We start from the raw sequence: 18,493 nt of genomic DNA on the forward strand, positions 1-18,493 counted from the left end.
CGCGGGGCGGCCGTCGTCGTTTCAGGCGTCGATCAGGCGGCGTCGATCAGGATCACCTCGGCCTCGTCCACGGCGGTCACCGTGAGGGTGGCCTCGTCGTGGATGGCGGCGCCGTCGCGTTCACCGACCCGCACGCCGTTCACGTCCACCGCGCCGCGGGCGGTGACGAGATAGAGGTGCCGGCCGGGCTCCGCCGCATAGGTGGCGCTTTCGCCGGCGGCGAGGGTGGCGGCCACCAGGCGGGCATCGGCGCGGATGCGCAGCACGTCCGCATCATCCGTGCGGCCGCTGGCCAGCGGCACGAAGCGGCCGGCGCGCTCGCCCTTGGGGAAGGGCTGGGCGGCCCAGCGGGGGGCGCCGCCGCGCTCCTCCGGAATGATCCAGATCTGGAAGATCTTGGTCACACCCTTTTCCAGATTGTACTCGGAATGGCGGATGCCGGTGCCGGCGCTCATCACCTGCACGTCGCCGGCCTCGGTCCGGCCGCGGTTGCCCTGGTCGTCCTGGTGGGTGATGGCGCCCTCGCGGACATAGGTGATGATTTCCATGTCGCGGTGGGGATGCAGCGGAAAGCCGGTGCCGGGTGCGATTTCGTCGTCGTTCCACACCCGCAGGTTGCCCCAGTGGATGCGGTCCGCGTCGTAGTAATCGGCGAACGAGAAATGGTGCTTGGTGTCGAGCCAGCCGTGGTCGGCGCCACCCAGGCGGTCGAAGGGACGAAGCTCAATCATGGCGAACTCCTTGTCGCCCGTGCGGTGACGGGCCGTTCGATGTCCTCGCTTGGACTGCGGCGAATATGGCATTGAGCTTCGGTGTGAAAAATGGAAACAATGGAAACCCATGGTTTCCAATTCTACACCTCATCGCCTGCCCGACCTGGAGGGCTGGGCCATCTTCGCCAAGGTGGTGGAGGCGGGTTCGTTCGCCCGCGCCGCCGGTGATCTCGGCCTCTCCAAGGCCACCGTCTCGAAGGCGATCGGCCGGCTGGAAGAGCGCCTCGGCACCCGGCTGATGCACCGGACCGCGCGCCGGCTTTCGCTCACCGCCGCCGGGCGCGCCGCCGCCGCCGCCGCCGCCCGCCTGCTGACGGAGGCGGAGGCGGCGGAGGCCGAGGCGGTCTCGCAATCGGTGGAGCCCCATGGCGTGGTGCGGCTGGCGGCGCCCATGTCGTTTGGCCTCCGGCATGTGGCGCCGCTGCTGCCGGAACTGGCGGAGCGCTTCGTGAAGCTCTCGATCGACCTGCATCTGAGCGACGCCCAGGTGGACCTGGTGGGCGAAGGCTTCGACCTGGCGTTGCGCATCGCCAATCTGCCGTCGTCGAGCCTGAAGGCGCGTCGCATCTGCGCGGTGCGTCGCATCCTGGTGGGGGCGCCGGCCTATTTCGCGCGCCATGGCCGCCCGGCCCATCCGCGCGACCTGGAGGCGCACCGCTGCCTGGGCTACGCCTATCTGCCGGTGCCGGATCGCTGGCGCTTCGTCGATGCTGGCGGGGAGGTGGTGACGGTGACGCCGGCCGGGCCGCTGCGGGCCAACAATGCCGATGCCCTCACCCCGATGCTGCTGGCCGGCCAGGGCCTGGCGCTGCAGCCCGAATTCATGGTGTGGCAGGACCTGGCCGCCGGGCGGCTGGAGCCGGCCTTGCCCGGCTGGTCGATGGCCGACCTGACGCTGAACATCGTGATGCCGCCGGGCGGCCTGCGCCCGGCGCGGGTGACGGCGGTGGTGGACTTCCTGGCCGTGCGGCTGGCGGCGGCGCCCTGGGCGGCCGCCGGGGCGGGGCTGGCACCGGGGGCGCCCGGAGCGAGGCGCCCTGAATAGCTGCCCTGCATCCCCGGCGACCGCGGCCGCCGGGGATGAGACGGGGCCGCGGCCTCAGTTCAGGTCGAGCGCGCTGGTGAGGTCGGAGGCGGCGGCGTCGCGATCAGAGAGGGGCGCAAGGCCGTGCCGGGTCTCGATCAGCTTCAGCACTGAAGTGGTGTCGGCATAGCTCTTGTCCACGAAGCCCTTGCGCGCGAACGGCGACACCACCAGCGTGGGAATGCGCAGGCCCGGGCCCCAGCGGTCCACCTTGGGCGGCGCCACATGGTCCCAATAGCCGCCGTTCTCGTCATAGGTGACGATCACCACCGTGTCCTTCCAGATCGGGCTGCGCTCGATCAGGGCCAGGATGTCGGCGGCCTGGCGGTCGCCGGCCAGCACGCTGGTGTAGCCGGGATGCTCGTTGGCAACGCCGATGGGCTTGTAAAAGGACACCGGCGGCAGGGTGCCGGCGTTGATGGCCTCGATGAAGTCGATGCCGTCCTTCAGGTGCCTGGCGCGGGCCTCGGTGCCGTCGCCATAGGCCTTGAAATAGGCGAACGGCTGGTGGTGGAACTGGAACGACATGTCGGGATGGCCGGCGATGGCGTCGTTCCAGCCGCCCGAATACCAGGCCCAGTCCACGCCCTTCTCACTCAGGCGGTCGCCGATGGTGGGCGCCTCCTGGGGCGGCAGCAGCTTGGCCGGGTCGTTGGCCGAGGCCGGGCGCGGGGTGAAGGAGGAGTAGGTGGTGTTCACCGCATAGCCGTCGGGCGTCACCGGGCCGTCCTTGGCCAGGGTGCCGTCGGGATTGAGCTTGGCGCGGATGGCCTCGGGCGCCGACTTGAACTCGGGCGTGCAGGCGCACACCAGATACATGTGGTTGAGGAACGAGCCGCCGAACGCCGCGTGGAAGAAGTTGTCCATCAGCGTGTAGCGCTGGGCGGTGCGCCACAGGGGCAGGCGGGCGCCGTCATAATAGCTCATGGTGAGCCCGCCGGCGTCGGAGATCGCGGCGAAACGGTCCATCTTGCCGCCGTTGATCTGCTCCTGCTGCTGGTAGAAGCGGTGCACCAGGTCGCCGGTGGTCTGGTCCAGGTCGGCGAAGCGCTCGGCGCGGAAGGGGCCGTTGGGCAGCGCGTCGGGGAAGCGGTTGTCCACCACCGGCGGCTTGATGTTCAGGTTCATGACCAGGGGCAGGTGCTCATAGGGCTTGCCGTCGCGGTCGGTCTGGATGGCGGCGGCGCCCGCGTCGGCGATGCCGTTGGCGCCGGGGAACAGGCCGTAGAGATTATCGAAGCTGCGGTTTTCCAGGAACAGCACGATGATGTGCCCGACCTTCTCCAGCCCCGGCTTCGGGGCCGGGGGCTCGGCCGCGCCCGAGGGGCCGGTCATGGCGAGAAGGCAGGCCGCGGTGGACGCGAGAGCCAGGGAACGAATGCGCATGGTGGATGCCGCCCGATGGAAGAGGCGGCACCATCCCTCCGCGGTATGACCCGGCGATGACATTTGGAACGCTTCCAAATACTGCCCCAACGGCAGGTTGCGCGCCCGCGGCCGGACGGCGTGGCGCTTCCGGCCGCGCTCAGTCGAACAGGCTGGAGACCGATTCCTCGTGCGCGGTGCGGGCGATGGCCTCGCCGATGAGGGTGGCGATGGACAGCACGCGGATGTTGCGCGCCACCCGCACCGCCTCGGTGGGCTGAATGGAATCGGTGATCACCAGCTCCTTGAGCTTGGAGGCGGTGATGCGGGCCACGGCGCCGCCCGAGAGCACGCCATGGGTGATGTAGGCGGTCACTTCCTTGGCGCCCCGGGCCAGCAGGGCCTCGGCGGCGTTCACCAGGGTGCCGCCGGAATCGACGATGTCGTCCACCAGGATGCAGGAGCGGCCTTCCACATTGCCGATGACGTTCATCACCTCGCTCTCGCCGGGGCGCTCGCGGCGCTTGTCGACGATGGCGAGCTGGGCGTCGATGCGCTTGGCGAGCGCGCGCGCGCGCACCACGCCGCCGACGTCCGGCGACACCACCATGAGGTTCGACAGCTCGAACCGTTCCTTGATGTCGCGCACCATCACCGGGGCGGAATAGAGGTTGTCGGTGGGAATGTCGAAGAAGCCCTGGATCTGCCCGGCGTGCAGGTCCAGCGTCATCACCCGGTCGGCGCCGGCGTGGGTGATGAGGTTGGCCACCAGCTTGGCCGAGATGGGCGTGCGCGGGCCGGGTTTGCGGTCCTGCCGGGCGTAGCCGAAATAGGGCAGCACCGCCGTGATGCGCTTGGCCGAGGCCCGGCGCAGCGCGTCGATGATGATGAGCAGCTCCATCAGGTGGTCGTTGGCGGGGAACGAGGTGGACTGCACCACGAACGCATCCTGCCCGCGCACGTTCTCCTGGATCTCGACGAAGATTTCCATGTCCGCGAAGCGCCGCACCACCGCCTTGGTGAGGGGGGTGGCGAGATAGGCGGCGATAGCTTCCGCCAGCGCGCGGTTGGAATTGCCCGCGACGAGCTTCATGGGACCGTTCTCCGCTGACATCTGACGCTCCACCCGCCACCGCGGGTTCTGAGAGGCTTGGGACGCTCTGATAGGCGTCCCGTCGCAGTCTTGTAAAGATCGCGGATCAGTTGGCTGCGTAGGCGAGCACGGGTGCCGCCTCGGCGAGGGCGGCCACCGGCCCCCCGGGTTCCGCCGCCGGCGCCGGGGCATCCGCGGCCGGGGCGGGAGCGGTCGCCGCCGCCGGGGCTGGGCGGTCGCCGCCGCTGCCGCCGAGGGCCGCCGAGAGTTCCGCCATCGACCGGTTGGCGATCCGCTCCAGCACGGCGTCGTCGCAGGCGGCCCAGCCGCCCGCGCCCTTCACCGGCCCGGCGCTTTCCTCGCCGGTGATGCGGGCCACGCGGTCCTTGCCGGGGTCGTAGACGTCCCAGGCATAGGCCACCGAGGCCTTGCCCCGCTCCACATGCATCGAGAGGTAGCCCTTCACCCGGTAGGCGCGCGGGTCGTCGCGCGCGGCCATCTTCATCTGCCGGCTCTCGGCCTCCGAGGAGAGAGTGTTGACCAGCTTCTCGAAGGTCGGCTTGGGCGGCCCGTCGATGGAGACGAAGGCGAGGGCGCCGGAACTGGTCGCCATCCCCGAGCCGTCGGTCTGGCATGCGGCGAGCGCAAGGCTCGCCGCCAGGAGGCCGGCGCGGAACACGAGGCGCAGGGGACGGGACGTGGAGGAAGAGGGGGTGGAACGCGCACGGCGCGCAATGCGCCGGTGTTCGACCGTCACGTGTCCGGCCGGTGCCTGAGGTACCCGCATGGCGGCTCCCGCGTGCTGCTTGGTCCGGCAAGGGGTAGCGGCAAACGCGGGCGCGGTCCAGAAAAACGGTTAATGGGGTGTTAACAACGGGGATTCTCAACCCGAGGCCGCAGTCAGCCGAGAGACCGCAGGAAGCCCAGCAGCCGCATGGAGCCCTCGGGCCACGGCCCGAACCCGGCCGCCGGGTTGATATGGCCGGCCTCGCCCGCGTCCAGCAGCTCGGCGCCCCAGGCAGCGGCCAGCTCCTGCGCGTGGGCATAGCTGCAATAGGCATCGTTGCGGCTGGCCACCACCACCGAGGGGAACGGCAAGGGCGCGCGGGGCACTGGCGCGAACGAGGAGAACAGCGGGTTCAGCGGCGCGGCGTCGAGGTCGGGCGGCGCCACCAGGAAGGCGCCGGCCACCTTGCCGGGGGGGAGGTCCGGCACGGCATGGACCAGGGTCGGCACGCCGAGGGAATGGGCCACCACCACCACGGGCTTCTCGGCGGCGGCGACGGCGGCGCCGAGCGCGGTGGTCCAGGCGGCGCGATCGGGTCGGGCGAAGTCCGCCTGTTCCACCCGGCGCGCGGTCGGCAGCCGGCTTTCCCAGCGGCTCTGCCAGTGGTCGGCATCGGAGCCCTGCCAGCCGGGGACGATGAGAAGGGTGGTGTCGGAGGATTTCATGGGGCGTGTTCCGGCGTCGGCGGGCGCGGGCACGCCCGGGGGTTTGGGCTGGGCTTGCCATATCCCGGCGGCCGGGGCCAGAGCGGCGCCGGACGCGCGGCCGCCGCCGGGAGAGAGCAGGCATGCATTGCGGAATCGACGTTGCTGCAGAGCAGCGGTATAGCTGTCACAAACTGCCCGGAGCCTGTCGCCTTTGCTGTCCGTCGTCATCGCCACCCAGAACTCTGAGCGTCAACTGGTTCCGGTGCTGTCGGCTCTGGTCCAGGGTGTCACCGCCGGCGTGCTGCGCGACGTGATCTTGGTGGACAGCGGCTCCACCGACGACACCGCCGCCATCGCCGATGCCGCCGGCTGCGCCTTCCTACATGCGGTCAACGACGTGGGCGTGCGCCTGCGGCAGGGCGCTGCGGCGGCGCGCGGGCGGTGGCTGCTGTTCCTGTCGCCCCAGTCCTTCCTGGAGGAGGGCTGGGCCCGCGAGGTGGCCAATTTCATCGAGACGGCCGAGCGCCGGGGCCATGCCGAGCGGGTGGCCGCCACCTTCCGCCTGGCGGTGGACGGCTACGGCCTGCGCCCGCGCCTGGGTGAGGCCATGGCGGCGGCGCGCCTGGCCCTGCTCGGCCTGCCGAACGCCGGCCAGGGCCTCCTCATCTCGCGCAAGCATTACGAGCGCCTGGGCGGGCACCCCGCCGGCGTGAAGGCGGAACGCCGGCTGGTGGCGCGCATCGGCCGGCGGCATGTGCATCTGCTGCGTGCCCATGTACTGCTGCCCGAGCGCGGCTGAGCCGGTTCTCGCCATTTCCTCTTGGCGGCGCGGCGCGCTTTCGACTAGATGACGGTGCGGGGTCGGGCCAGTCTCGTCGTGGATGCGGCGGACCGGCGTCGATGAGCCATTTCTGAGGGCGCGGTAACCTTGGCGCTCCCGATATTTTATAGTATTTTCAATCGGTTGTGCCGGGGTGTTTGCAGGCTGGTTCACCACGAAGTTCACCAAGGCGGTGCACCGCCCGACGAACGTTGTCTTCACGGTTTATTTCAGTTCTGAAACAAAATTACAGATGGCGGTTCGCGGGTGCGGAAAGGTCCTCGCCCCCCTTCACCCACTCCTGAACACCGTTCACAAAAACCGATGACCGGAGGCGCGATGGCAGATAGATCGTGCACGATATAATGAAAAACCACAGGTAAGCCCCCGCGCACCCCTCATCCCGGCCCCTCCTGAAGCACGCGATAGACGCTGGCGCGGCCGATCCCGAGGCGCCCGGCGATCTCGGTGGGGCTCACGCCCTCGCCCTTGAGCCTACGCACCTCGTCAGCCTTGGCGCGTGCCGTGGGCTTGCGGCCGCGATAGCGTCCTTCAGCCTTGGCCTTCTCGATCCCCGCCCGTTGGCGTTCCAGCATGAGGCTGCGCTCAAACTCTGCCACGGCCCCGAACAGGGACAGCGTCAGGCGCCCGGAAGCGCTCGTGGTGTCCATTTGGCAACCTCCGAGGTTGCGGATGATAAGCCCCACGCCCTTGGCGTCGAGGACTCCCACGATCTGCCATAGGTGCGTGATGGATCGAGCGAGCCTGTCGAGCTTGCAAACCATCAGGGTGTCGCCCTCGCGAACGAAGTCCAAGGCCTGTTCCAGCTCCGGCCGGGACGCGGCGACGGCGCTCACATGCTCCTTGAACACGCGCTCGCATCCCGCCGCCTGTAGCTCGGTCACCTGGGCGTCGAACCCTGCGTGCTGTTCGTCGGTGCTCACCCGCGCGTAGCCTACCAACATCGCCCCGTTCTCCTCTTCCCGCTTCTCGGGTCCCTCTGTCTGCACTCGCAAGAGCCTCTGTGTCTTTCTAGGGGGCTCCCCTGCGAGACGGTGTGGAGGGCGTCCGATAGGGTCCATTCCGGCATTTCGGACGCCTCGTCTCGCAGGGCTTAGGGCGCCATTGGGACGCTGCCTCCAGGCTGCTTGCCCTGCGCCCTCGCCGTCGCCTTCAGGCCGTGGGCATGGCCTCTGCGGCGTCCCTGGCGGCCCGTGCGATCCACTCGGAACGCTGGCGCACCGGAGCCGGCGCTTCGACGCGGTGGCCGCTGTAGGCGTTGCAGTCACGTTCCGCCGCCGCCCGCTCCTCGGGGGACCAGTGCCGGGCGTTCGCCGCGATGTTCAGGACACGATCCGCCCAGCTCTCCCAGATCGTGGAGCCGGTCGGCCGGTGGTTCGCCCAGGGCAGAAGGCCCATCTTGTCCGCCTTCGCCGCGACTTCGGTGTGGTTGTAAGTCATTGGATGCTCCCTTCAGGCCTTGTCGCTGGTCCGGATTGCGGTCCTGCCGCTCATGCGCCGCCGCTTGGTCGCGTTCCCGCTGGGGGCTGGCGCCGGGGCCGCGCCTTCCTCCCGCTTCGCGGGTCCATCCGCCTTGACCGCTTCGTCGAAGAGTTTCTTCAGGTCCATGTCCGTCTCCCTGTGTTGTGTGGAAGATGTTCCGCCGTGTTTGGCCTCAAACATGGGAATTATGCTGATTCGTCTCGCTAGAACTGTCAATGATAAATTTGATATTTGCTCGATATTTCTCAGATGTAATTGAAGACAAAAGCGAATTTCAACTTATCAACAACTTCAGAAATAAGCGGAAAGACGGGCGCGTGTACATGCGCTGTGGGTGCGTGTGCTTGCGCGGGAGCGCCTGGATGCGGGCATGGGTGGGCTGGCGGGCGGGTGCGGCTTGCCGTCCGCCCTCGCGCGGTGTGCCGTGTCGCGGGCGCGGGAACGGCTAGACGGGCGCGTGGGTGCGCGTTTTTCCGTCCGCGCGAAGGGGGCATGGGGGGATCGCGCCACTTTTTATTCTATCGATGGGGCTTCAGAAATTTCCCCCGGATTTTCCCGGGCGGTTACGTCCCACTGGAAAGCGGCAACGCGATCTTGAAGCCCCCCACGGGGCGGCGCTGCCTCGGGATTGGACCGAGCACAGGTCGCCGTGGCGAGGCGTTCAGAGGCTCCGCCGAGGGACCCGCGAGGGACCCGCGAGGCGGGACGAAGCGGGACGAAGCGGAGTGCAGGCAGCGGCACATTGCAGGGCTTGGACCTGCCAATGGTTGCATGGGCTCATTCCGGCCGGGGGCCGCCCACGCGGGTTCCGGTCCCGGTGTTGCCCAGCTTGGCGAAGGTGGCCTTCATGCTGTCCAGCGCCGTGAGGGCCTGCCCCGGCGTGTCGAAGCTGCCGAGGAACACCGGACGGCCTTGAGGATCATCCAGGGTCGCCGCGTAGCGCCGCGTCACGGGCGACCACGACACGCCGGGAATGTGCCGGGGGCCTTGGCCGTCCCGAAGGTCCACCAGGGCCATGTCGTGGAGAGAGGGCATTAGATGCCGTCGCCGTTCATGCCCTCGCCAGCGCCCAGGGTGGCGGCGTGCCGGGCGTAGGCCCGGTCCTTGGCGGCCTCGATAATCTCCCGATCCGCGTTGAAGGCGTCGCGGGCGGTGCGTCCCTCCTCGGTGGTCACGTCGAACAGGGCTCGGGGCTGGGAGCCGTCGGGCCGAAGCGCAGCGGGGCAGAGTTCGTAGAAGCCGGAAGCGATCATGTTCGCTGGAATGTAAGCGGCCGGGGCGGTGCCATAGATGGCGTGGCCGGCGGTGACGGGGATGGTGTCGATGGTGGTGGTATGGGTCATGGGTTGTCCTTGTCTGAGGTGATTGGGGAAGTGTGAGGGTCAGGCGGCCACGGGAAGCCGCTCTGCGGTCACGGGAAGGCCGATGGCGGCCATGCGTTCGGCCGCCCATGCTTCCGCCTCGGCTTGGGCAAGGCGCTGGAGCGCGGCCGTCTCGGCGTCGTGCGTGTCCGCGAGCGCCACCTTCAGGTCTGTGAACGCTGCGGCCGTCTCCAGCATCTCGGCGCGGGCGGCGACCACGACGGTTTGCGTGGGCATGACTGTTCGTCCTTTGTGACGATGCGAGGGAATGGCCCGTGTGACCGCGTGGCCCGTCCCCCGGTGCAGGATGGACAGGGCTGCGGGTCCTCGATCACCGGCAGGCGGCAGGACACGGGATGGATGGACACGGGATGGATGGACACGGAGCGACGCCCCCGGCCTCACTCGGAGTGGAGCAAGGCCGGGGCAGTGTGCAGGGGGCTAGGCGCCGGCTTCAGGCTCGGGCGCGATCACCCCGGCGGCGCGGAGGGACGCCAGCAGCGCGTTGAGCTGCGCCAGGGCGGTGGTGGCGTTGGTGGCGTCGGCAACGGCCGCGCCCTGCCGCACCCCGCCGGGAACGGCCGGAGCGGCTTCCGGCAGCACGTAGGGGGCCTGTCCGCGCCGGACGATGGCGAGGGAAGCGGAGTTCAGGGGAATGTCAGCCATCCGCCGTCACTCCACGCCGCCGGTGGCCAGTTCCAAGGCGCAGTCGCTGCGCAGCACGTCGTGGCCCACCGCGTACTTGGCAATGAAGAACGTGCCCTGGCGGCGAATTTCGTAATCGCTCTCCAGGCTCAGGTCCATGAGCTGCACCGTGCCGGCGGCCATCTTCTGGAACACCAGACCCACGGTGCTGGTGAAGTCGCCCCGGTACTTGGTGGGGCCGGTGGTGACGTTGGTGGACGGGACGTTGTTGGACTTCACGATGGGCAGGCCGGCGATGGTGTCCACCTTGCCGGAAGCCACGGCGCCGGAGCCGCCTAGGTTGGTGTCCACCAGCCGGTCGCGCTGGGCGAGAAGGTAATACTGCTGCGGGCGGAACACGGCATAACGGTCGTTCTGGCCCACGTTCTTCTCGTCCAGCATCTGCGTGGCGGTGAACAGGGCCGCTTCCAGCTTGGCCGGATCGGTCGCCATGCTGGGATCAATGATGCGGTCTCCGCCGGGACGGTCGGCCAGGGGCGAGGCGGCGCGGGCGGCAAGGGCCAGCACCTGCCCCAAGTGCTTGTCGTACTGGTGGGAGAGTGTGGCGCCCAGCTCCTGGCTGTAGATGCTGCGTACGTCGTAGTGGTTCATCGCCTCTTCGACGCTGGCGACGAAGGTGTTGGCCTGGAGTAGGTCATCAACCGCGATCACCTTCTCGGCGTGGTCAATGGCGGTGCCGTCGATCCAGGTTCCGGGGGTGTGGTAGGCGGACGACGCGCGGCCCACCAGCGGGAACGTGGCCGTCTTGCCGGCGGCGATCTGGCGAACGTAGGTGAGCGCCTTGAAGACGTTGTTGCGCTCGAACTCGGTCAGCACCTCACCGGCGAAGACCTTGAGGAACAAGGCATCGGTGGCGCCGGCCTGATTGACCTGCCCGAGGCGTGAAACGGTGGAATTGGTCACTTAGGTGGTTTTCCTGAATGCTTGAGGATGTTTCCTCGGCACCGGGGACGGGGCCGTGGTAGCCCCCTTGAAAGGGGCACTACTTCACGGGCATTCAGGATGGACACCATCAAGGGGCGTCCGCTTTGGGGCCGGCGGTGGCGAGCTTCTCCTCGGCGACAGCGGCTCGCTGGGCCTCGATCATCCGGCCCCGGTACTCCTTGGCGAATGCCTCGGCGGCCTCGGCAGGGTCGAGGAAATTCGGGAGCTGGGGAAAAGCGCCCGCAAGCTGCGCCTCCAGCTCCTGCCAGCGGTCCACCACGCGAGCCGTGAACTCCGGGGAGAGCTGGGCGACGACGATCAGGCTGGAGCGCTTGTCGAGGCGGTACTCGCGGACCCGCATCGGTTTCGTGGCCGTGGGGATTTCCTCAGACTGAGGGAATTTGAAAACGCCTTTCCCCGCAAGGGTTTCAACAGTGCGCTTCACGTTGTCATGCCGGTTCCCGAGAAGCTCGGCGATCTCCCGCGAGGACATGGTGAGCGGCTCGCCGGGCGCTGCCCCGGTAGTGGGAAGGATGGCGGGAACGGCTGCGAAAGTCGTGGTCGTCGGGGCCGTGTGAGTGGCCGTGTCAAACATGCGGTGTGGGTGCTCCTTCATGAGGAAGTGGAAAGAGCGGCGCCGCGTCGGGGTCAGGGCGGGCAAGGCCCGCTGGGGACCGACAGCAGGTCGCATGGGTGTCACGGGCGCACGGGACCACCCTCCCTGCGGAGGGCCGAACGATACGCCAGGGGAACGGGTTGCCGCCACGCCCGCTCCCGCCGTCCCTGGAGAAAGGACGAAAGCCAGGGGCAGCGGCCAGCTTGCTGGCGCAAGGGAAACGGGCGCGGCGGCAGGCGCTGCAACTCCATGTGGTGCATGGAGCTTTTGACGGCCGGTGCGAGCGGCCGGAGCGCGATGGGAAATTGTCACGGTGATGCCGGGCAGGCGGCTCACGGCCGCTCCTTGCGACCCACGTCCCACACTCCGGCTCAGGCAGTGGGGGAACACGGGAAGCAAGGAGCGGCGTGGCTTCTCCTCAAGCATCACAGGAGCGCCGTCACCAGGGCGGTGAGGCGTCTTCTGGATTTCGTTGAACTTCGTGAGGTACGGCGGCCGGCGGCGGAGGAACGATCACCACCGGGCCGGTGAGGCCGTCGAGGCGGTGCATGCGGATGCTGCGGGTCTTGCCGCCCTCCGGCAGGTTCTCGGAGCGCATGGCGAACGGGGCCTTGCCCTTGTTGGCGACCACGTGCCAGCGGTGGCCGTCAACCAGGGGCACGTCAGCGGCGGCGATCATCGCGCTATAGCCTTGGGTCAATGGCACGAGGGCCTTGCCGTCGTCGGTGAGGGTGATGGCGCGGGGCGGCGAAGGCGGGCGGGGAGCGCGGGCCACTTTCGGGGCCGGGTCCGTCGTGGGCGTGGTTGCCTGCGTCTGCGGCCTCTGGCGGGCCTCGGCGCGGCGCTGGCGCTGGTCCGTCGTCCGCTTCTCGCGCTTAGCCTCCTTGGCGACGGCGGCCCGTTCCGATGGCGGCATGAGAAGGAGCTTGAGCCACTCCGACGATGGCTTGGATGGGATGACGGCGGGGCGGCAAAGCCATCCATGGTCGTCGTCCAGGCCACCGGCGGCGGCAATCTGCGCCCAGACATCGCCATTGGCCCGAAAGATGCGGCAGGCGAATAGCAACGGGTTGTTGCCGCGCCCGGAGAGCGAAGACCAGCCCCACCACGGCAGGGTACAGCTCGGATATCGGACCTGCCGGCCATCGTGGACCGGGTTGACCGCGATCCACGCGTCAAAGCTCATGGGCTCGAAGGGAAGCGCCATGATCTCGTCTTCGGTGGACCACGGCCCCGGCGGGTGGCACTGCGCCTCGCTCCAGCCCATCCGTGTGCAGCCGGGGGAGCCGTCGAGGTGGCGCCGGGCGACCAGCAGGCCACGGGTGAGGGACGCCAGATGCCGGCAGCGCTCCAGGCGGGCCTCGTAGGCGACCACATGGGCGTTGTGCTGGTCGCCCTCCACGTCGTCGTCGTCCGCCTCGTCGTCGCCCTCACCGAGGCAATGCAGCAGCTCGGCCGTGAGCCCGAAGGCTTCGGGGTCTTCCAGGGCGGCGGCGTAGAGCGATCCGCGCGTGTCGTATGTGTCGTCGTCTTCTGCGGCACTGGCCCATGGGGCATCCTCGTCAAGGTGGCCGAAAGAAGCGTCCAGGAGAATAGCGGGGGTCCTTTGATGAGAAGTGAAAGTGCCTGAAGCCAAAATTTTAACAGGCGCTGGATGGGCAAGGTTCCGGTGTAGGCTCCTGTGCAACCTAACTCGGCGCGGGCAAGGTTCCGGTGTAGGCTCTCGTGGGTGTTAAGTCGCGCTGGGCAACCAGCTTCTTCGCCGCTGCCATGAGGTAGAACAGGCCCTCGGAGTTGGTCAGGACATCCAGCGTTTCCGCCTTCGGGCCGGCAATGGCGAGCTTCTCCTCGGCCGCGACGGCGCGTTCCGCCTGCTCGGCGGCCAGCCGGAGCGCCTCCGGGAGGGTCTGGGGGATGCGGAAGGCGGGAGCTTCGCCCGCAAGCTGCGCCTCCAGCTCCTGCCAGCGGTCCACCACGCGAGCCGTGAACTCCGGGGAGAGCTGGGCGACCACGATCAAGCTGGAGCGCTTGTCGAGGCGGTACTCAGTCGCCTTGCGTCCGGTGGTATCAAGATATTCCTCCGTCGGAGGATAGCTGATGGCGGAACGGTTTGTGAGGCGTTCGATGGTCCGCTTCACGTTGTCATGGCGGGAGCCGAGAAGCTCGGCGATCTCCCGCGAGGACATGGTGAGCGGCTCACCGGACGCCGCCCCGGTGGTGGGAAGGATGCTGCCGGCGATGGTGCTGGCGGAGGCGATGGCGGGCAGGTTGTGTACGGTCACTTCGAGAGCACTCCGAGTTCCTTGGCGATGACGTGGCCAATCACACCGGCGGCGACCATGGTCGGCACGACGATGGGCAGGGCGAGGAGGAAGGTGATGAAGGGGCTCATTTCGTCAGCTCATGCTCCGCATAGAGACGCAGCGCCCGGAACTCCGGACGCTCGCCGTGGACGGTGTCGGCCGCCATGTTCCGGGCGGTCGTGGGGGCTCACACGGAGCGCCCGGCAGGCATCCGCCGCCACGAACCAAGGTGCCCCGTCGATGTCCATGGTGCGGATTTCGTGGCCGTTGAAGGCCAGCTTGAGGAGGTCTCTGCATTCGTAATGCCTCCATCGGGGGAGGGGCTTTGCCCCCTCCTCCTCAATGAACAGGCATGCGGGTGGCGAAAAGTGCAGGCGCCTGCACTTTTGACCCCGAGACAGGAGGCCTCTGCACTACCCCTCTATGAATAGCTCTCTGGTGAGAACTCTGCACTCCACGTACGTCCCGCTGTGCGGGTCCCTCGTGGAGCCTCTGGATATTCGTATAGGAGTAGTCTGTCTCAATTCTCCTACGGGTATCTTCAAAAGTCTTATAGATACCTTCAAGATACCTACAGGATATATCTATATGTATATCACCCCGGAGAGCTAATGCTCTCGTGCAACCTAAGTCGCCTGCGCTAGAATCGATTGGGAGGGCCGCAGGTGGCAACCTTTCATTCTGTCGCCTTCGGGTAGCCCGGCGCATCACGTGGCCGTCTTGGGTGGCCCCAATCGATCTGCGGCATGGTGGAGGTGGGCGGGGGTTATCCCGGATGCGGCCCCAAGGTCCGGCGAAATGCCGAGGGCTGACTGTGCCGCGCAGCGGCTGCCAGCTTGCTGCACTCCACGTACGTCCCGCTGCGCGGGTCCCTCGTGGAGCCTCTGGCGCAAGCGGAGCGAAGGGCAAGGTCGTGTTTCCAGCCGGTAAGCGTCATGTGTACTACACCGTAGACCCAGGGGTCACAGGATACGATCTTCAAGACATCAAGAGGATATATGATACTTATTCATGATAATCTCCCCATGCGTAAGCCGGGGCAGTTCTGCGGCTTTCGATTGACGGGCCTTCGCCCGCTGGCGTGACCGCAGAGCCGACCATTTGAACACGGCTGCTTCAGTGACACCCAGGACCGCTGCAATCTCCCGTGTCGTGATCTCTTGGAAGTGGTCCAGCAGCCAGCACACGTCCATCTGGGCTGTCATGGCGGCCCTTCCTCCCGCTACGCGGGTCCCTCCGCGCCACTCCCGATAGGATTGCAGGGCCTCCGCAGCCTCACGCACCACGGGCGCGGCGGTGGCTTCACGCGCCTCCACGACCGCCTTCGCCGCAGACCACCTCTCCATGGCCCAATCCTGCCCGGCGGGGTGGAGCACATCGAACGGAAACTTTCCCTCCTTCTTCCGCAGGCGCATGCCAAGGCCGGTGGCTTGGTGTTCCGGCCTGAGCCGGAGACGACCCCCCTCAAGCTGAAGCAAGCCCATCTCCGCCAGGATCGACCGACCGAGGCGCAGGGGAACGCCCATGCTGTGGGTGAAGTCGGTGAGGGTCATGGACACGCCGAGGTCGTGGAAGACCACCTTGCCCGTGGTGGGGTCGATGGTCTCCAGCACATAGGGACGATCAAGCCTCGTCCCCATCGTCCCACCGGCTGGCGGGCAACATCCGGTCCCGGATGCGGCCGTCCTCCACGCCCATGTCCGTAAGCCCGAGGAGGGCACGGAACTGGCCCTCCACGATGCCCGGGCGGCGGGGCCGGGCTTCCCGCTGTACAGGCGCTTCGGGGGCCTGAAGGCGGCGTCGTTGGTTCTCGGTGGCGGCCGACGCGATCATGCGAACAGCTCCCGCAAGATGGGATCGGGGAACAGCAGCACCGTGGCGATGCCCGCTTCCCGCGCTTTCACCGGAGCCTGCCATTCGAGGGGCTCCATCCCCTCCTTCGCCATGAAGGCAAGGGCGGTTTCCTGGCGAGCGTTCCGGAAGTCGCCTCTTGCCCATTCTGCGAAGAGGTCCGGCATGTGTTCTTCGAACAGCCAGAAACAAGACGGTTCAATCAACGCGAACCAATGCGGGATGGAATACCAGCCGGCGGGTGGAGCACGGTCCCGCCCGTCTGGTCTGTCGAGGTTGATGCAGTCGAGCGGCGACCACCCGTCCCAGGTCACGAGAGGTCGTCCGTCCGACAAATGGGTCGGAATGTCTTCGACACGGCATCCGTGGGGGTGGAGCGGGATCGGCGAGGGGTAGGCCATTGATGCACTTGCGCCGAACTGCGCCGCGTGGTCGGACGTGACAGCATTCATTTCGCATTCTCCATGGTGTTCTATTCATTGAATGCGTAGATTTTCGGCATCTGCCTCCGGCGCGTCCAACGACATTTTGGAATCAATCGACAGGCATCGATTCATGTTTGTGATGCATGCCGTACTCCGCTCATGGCGGAGCCTCTGCGTGGCCTCGTTCGTCACGATCCACGTGTGCTGAACACCGCTCTCCGGCCCGTATCGGAGACTTGGGGCGCACTGGGTCCGGCTCGCCTCCTGCTGGCGCAGGCGAGGTTCCGGCCGTCGCTACGGCATCAGCCCGGCCGAGATTTGTTCGCCCTCGGCTCAGGGTGTAGCCCGCGAGGGATCGGCGCAGGGGCTCGTGAGGCGCGTTCATCCCCTCCGGCGAGCCATTGCCGGTGAGCATGAGCGGCCCCTCACGCGGCTCTGCGGGAGCCTGCGGGCGGTCTTCTGGTGTGGGAAGGAGGTGTGTGGGCTGTCGGAGCGCGTCTAGTCGCTCACGGCATCCCCTGCCGCAGGTATTGCGGGGGCCTTCACGCCTCTGGACCGTGCCGGGAGTGGGTGCGGAAGGATGTTCGGAAGTCGGTCGGCGTCGTCAATGGGGGTGAGTGGTTGCGTTCCCATGCCGCGAAGATGCATTGGCAAGGCCGTCTGGTCAACGGGCAAGTATTTGAGTAAAGGTGATAAAATTGGATATTTAGTCTGCTGTGTCGGATTGTTTCGCAAGGGGTTGCGAACGGGCAGCGACAAATTTGGTGACAGGGTGCGCCCGTCTGCCGCAGATATTGGTAATTTTCCACCACCGGCATGTGCCCCCAATTTTGAGGTGACATTGGGAGCCGGCACGACCTCTTCAGCGGCCTTGTCGAGATGGTTGGAGGAGGTCGTGTTTTCAGCCGGTAACTGCCCGCATATGATAACGATCAATCTGGCGGCGCCAGTTCGCATCAGCGAGATTGCGCGATGAGCATTAGGATCAGTTCTTGGTACACCGCTGTCGCAATGGTGGTTCTCCTCGGTCCCGCACAGGCGCAGCCGAACCCAGCCATCGACTTCGCCGGCCCCAAGAGGCATTGGGTCGACACGGCTCCCCCATTCACCCCCGCCGGCTCTCCCAAGGACGCCTACACCGGTGTCCGCCGGCACGGCATCGACACCTCGGTCCCGTACCCCCTCGCCGGGACGCCGGAAGCCGCCGCCCAGCCCGACCCCCGGAAGACCACACCAAGCCCGGGCTATTGGGCGATGACCGAAGCCGCCTGGAGCGAGTCCTCCACGGCCTACGTCTTCTCCGCCACGCCCATGTTCAAGCCCGTTGACGGCTACCGGCCGGACCCGGAAATCATCCGGCAGGCGCAGAAGGAGCTGCCGGAGAAGTATTGGGGCAAGTTCATTGGCGTCTCTGAGGCCCATTCTACCTACCTAGGCTCAGGACTCACTAATCAGAGCCAGAAGATGACGGTGGCTGCGATGCAGATGGCTGAGAAGAAGGTGTGGGCGCACCGGTCGTAGCGTGTGGCGATGCGGCGCCAGTCCTTGAGTTTGGCGAATAGGTTCTCGACCTTGTGTCGCTGGCGGTAGAGGGCCTTGTCATAGGCGAAAGGCCGCTTGCGGCTCCTGGATGATGGAATGCAAGGCGCGATCCCCTTGGCGGCGAGCGCGTCCCGGAACCAGGCGCTGTCATAACCCCGATCGGCGATCAGACTCTTGGCCGGCGGCAAGGCATCAAGGATAAGGCGGGCGCCCTTGTGGTCGCTCATCTGGCCTTCCGACAAGAGCATGATGATCGGCCGGCCTTTATCGTCGCAGACGGTGTGGAGCTTGGAGTTCAGGCCACCCCTTGTGCGCCCGATACGACGGGGAACAGCCCCTTTTTTAAGAGGCTCGCCGCAGTGCGGTGGGCTTTGAGATGGGTGGCATCGATCATGACCCGATCGGGTTTGGGCCCTTCGCCGGCGAGGCTGGCGAAGATGCGGTCGAACACCCCGAGCCGGCTCCAGCGGATGAAGCGGTTGTAGAGCGTCTTGTGCGGACCGTAGTCCTTCGGCGCATCCTTCCACTGCAGGCCGTTGCGGATCACGTAGACGATGCCGCTCACCACCCGCCGGTCATCCACCCGCGGAACCCCATGGGCCAATGGGAAAAACGGCGAGATCCGCGCCATCTGGCGCGCGCTCAACAGGAACAAATCACCCATCGCAGCCTCCTCAACGGAGACTGTGAATCA

General features: G+C 67.2%; 22 protein-coding genes. 3 read left to right on the forward strand and 19 right to left on the reverse strand.

The window, feature by feature from the left end; all coding sequences use genetic code 11:
* Positions 1-32: 32 nt before the first annotated feature.
* Positions 33-731 (reverse strand): pirin family protein, encoded by a 699-nt coding sequence (locus tag V5F53_RS01485; RefSeq protein WP_393998004.1) that lies wholly within the window; start codon positions 729-731, stop codon positions 33-35.
* A 109-nt stretch (positions 732-840) separates the two neighbouring features.
* Between V5F53_RS01485 and V5F53_RS01490 the strand changes: the two genes are divergently transcribed.
* Positions 841-1,818, forward strand: coding sequence for a LysR family transcriptional regulator (locus tag V5F53_RS01490; protein WP_393998003.1), 978 nt, complete (start codon positions 841-843; stop codon positions 1,816-1,818).
* A 54-nt stretch (positions 1,819-1,872) separates the two neighbouring features.
* On the opposite strand, the gene acpA is transcribed toward V5F53_RS01490, so the two are convergent.
* The 4 genes from acpA to V5F53_RS01510 all read right to left on the reverse strand — a co-directional run bounded on the left by acpA (position 1,873) and on the right by V5F53_RS01510 (position 5,767).
* On the reverse strand, positions 1,873-3,243 hold the full coding sequence (gene acpA / locus V5F53_RS01495; RefSeq protein WP_393998002.1) for an acid phosphatase: 1,371 nt from the start codon (positions 3,241-3,243) through the stop codon (positions 1,873-1,875).
* 139 nt (positions 3,244-3,382) lie between these two features.
* On the reverse strand, positions 3,383-4,336 hold the full coding sequence (locus V5F53_RS01500) for a ribose-phosphate pyrophosphokinase (RefSeq protein WP_393998001.1): 954 nt from the start codon (positions 4,334-4,336) through the stop codon (positions 3,383-3,385).
* An 85-nt stretch (positions 4,337-4,421) separates the two neighbouring features.
* Complete coding sequence (locus tag V5F53_RS01505) at positions 4,422-5,102, reverse strand: hypothetical protein (RefSeq protein WP_393998000.1); 681 nt, start codon at positions 5,100-5,102, stop codon at positions 4,422-4,424.
* 113 nt (positions 5,103-5,215) lie between these two features.
* Positions 5,216-5,767: an RBBP9/YdeN family alpha/beta hydrolase gene (locus V5F53_RS01510; protein ID WP_393997999.1), complete on the reverse strand. Its 552-nt coding sequence runs from the start codon at positions 5,765-5,767 to the stop codon at positions 5,216-5,218.
* 193 nt (positions 5,768-5,960) lie between these two features.
* Here V5F53_RS01510 and V5F53_RS01515 point away from each other — a divergent pair, with 193 nt between their 5' ends.
* Entirely contained in the window at positions 5,961-6,548 is a 588-nt protein-coding gene (locus V5F53_RS01515) for a glycosyltransferase (protein WP_393997998.1), read from the forward strand.
* A 419-nt stretch (positions 6,549-6,967) separates the two neighbouring features.
* Here V5F53_RS01515 and V5F53_RS01520 read toward each other — a convergent pair whose 3' ends face one another.
* The 13 genes from V5F53_RS01520 to V5F53_RS01580 all read right to left on the reverse strand — a co-directional run bounded on the left by V5F53_RS01520 (position 6,968) and on the right by V5F53_RS01580 (position 16,284).
* Positions 6,968-7,534, reverse strand: coding sequence for a recombinase family protein (locus tag V5F53_RS01520; protein WP_393997997.1), 567 nt, complete (start codon positions 7,532-7,534; stop codon positions 6,968-6,970).
* Between the two features lie 208 nt (positions 7,535-7,742).
* Positions 7,743-8,030: a hypothetical protein gene (locus V5F53_RS01525; RefSeq protein ID WP_393997996.1), complete on the reverse strand. Its 288-nt coding sequence runs from the start codon at positions 8,028-8,030 to the stop codon at positions 7,743-7,745.
* A 12-nt stretch (positions 8,031-8,042) separates the two neighbouring features.
* Positions 8,043-8,198 (reverse strand): hypothetical protein, encoded by a 156-nt coding sequence (locus V5F53_RS01530; protein ID WP_393997995.1) that lies wholly within the window; start codon positions 8,196-8,198, stop codon positions 8,043-8,045.
* 651 nt (positions 8,199-8,849) lie between these two features.
* Positions 8,850-9,107 (reverse strand): hypothetical protein, encoded by a 258-nt coding sequence (locus tag V5F53_RS01535; protein ID WP_393997994.1) that lies wholly within the window; start codon positions 9,105-9,107, stop codon positions 8,850-8,852.
* Positions 9,107-9,415, reverse strand: coding sequence for a hypothetical protein (locus V5F53_RS01540; RefSeq protein ID WP_393997993.1), 309 nt, complete (start codon positions 9,413-9,415; stop codon positions 9,107-9,109). Before V5F53_RS01540 ends, V5F53_RS01535 begins: the two co-directional genes overlap by 1 nt.
* A 39-nt stretch (positions 9,416-9,454) precedes the next feature.
* Positions 9,455-9,670, reverse strand: a complete 216-nt coding sequence (locus V5F53_RS01545; RefSeq protein ID WP_393997992.1) for a hypothetical protein — start codon at positions 9,668-9,670, stop codon at positions 9,455-9,457.
* Between the two features lie 204 nt (positions 9,671-9,874).
* Entirely contained in the window at positions 9,875-10,099 is a 225-nt protein-coding gene (locus V5F53_RS01550) for a head fiber protein (protein ID WP_393997991.1), read from the reverse strand.
* 6 nt (positions 10,100-10,105) lie between these two features.
* Positions 10,106-11,041: a major capsid protein gene (locus V5F53_RS01555; protein ID WP_393997990.1), complete on the reverse strand. Its 936-nt coding sequence runs from the start codon at positions 11,039-11,041 to the stop codon at positions 10,106-10,108.
* Positions 11,042-11,150: 109 nt separating this feature from the next.
* The gene (locus V5F53_RS01560; protein WP_393997989.1) at positions 11,151-11,657 is read right to left on the reverse strand and encodes a Rha family transcriptional regulator; all 507 of its coding nucleotides are present in this window, start codon (positions 11,655-11,657) and stop codon (positions 11,151-11,153) included.
* A gap of 460 nt (positions 11,658-12,117) precedes the next feature.
* Complete coding sequence (locus tag V5F53_RS01565; RefSeq protein WP_509212803.1) at positions 12,118-13,365, reverse strand: hypothetical protein; 1,248 nt, start codon at positions 13,363-13,365, stop codon at positions 12,118-12,120.
* A gap of 1 nt (position 13,366) precedes the next feature.
* Complete coding sequence (locus V5F53_RS01570) at positions 13,367-13,960, reverse strand: Rha family transcriptional regulator (RefSeq protein ID WP_393997987.1); 594 nt, start codon at positions 13,958-13,960, stop codon at positions 13,367-13,369.
* 1,007 nt (positions 13,961-14,967) lie between these two features.
* Positions 14,968-15,594, reverse strand: coding sequence for a hypothetical protein (locus V5F53_RS01575; RefSeq protein WP_393997986.1), 627 nt, complete (start codon positions 15,592-15,594; stop codon positions 14,968-14,970).
* 216 nt (positions 15,595-15,810) lie between these two features.
* Positions 15,811-16,284 (reverse strand): hypothetical protein, encoded by a 474-nt coding sequence (locus V5F53_RS01580; protein WP_393997985.1) that lies wholly within the window; start codon positions 16,282-16,284, stop codon positions 15,811-15,813.
* Positions 16,285-17,229: 945 nt separating this feature from the next.
* Here V5F53_RS01580 and V5F53_RS01585 point away from each other — a divergent pair.
* A complete protein-coding gene (locus V5F53_RS01585; protein ID WP_509212805.1) occupies positions 17,230-17,778 on the forward strand; it encodes a hypothetical protein in 549 nt (182 codons plus the stop codon).
* Here the strand turns inward: V5F53_RS01585 and V5F53_RS01590 are convergent.
* Positions 17,709-18,463 (reverse strand): IS5 family transposase gene (locus V5F53_RS01590; protein ID WP_509212807.1). Its coding sequence is split into 2 segments (ribosomal slippage): positions 17,709-18,130 and positions 18,130-18,463, totalling 756 coding nucleotides; the frame shifts between segments, so codons are not numbered across the junction. The genes V5F53_RS01585 and V5F53_RS01590 overlap by 70 nt on opposite strands.
* Positions 18,464-18,493: the final 30 nt, after the last annotated feature.

Source organism: Xanthobacter cornucopiae, assembly GCF_043195065.2.
In the GTDB taxonomy this organism is placed as follows: Bacteria; Pseudomonadota; Alphaproteobacteria; order Rhizobiales; family Xanthobacteraceae; genus Xanthobacter.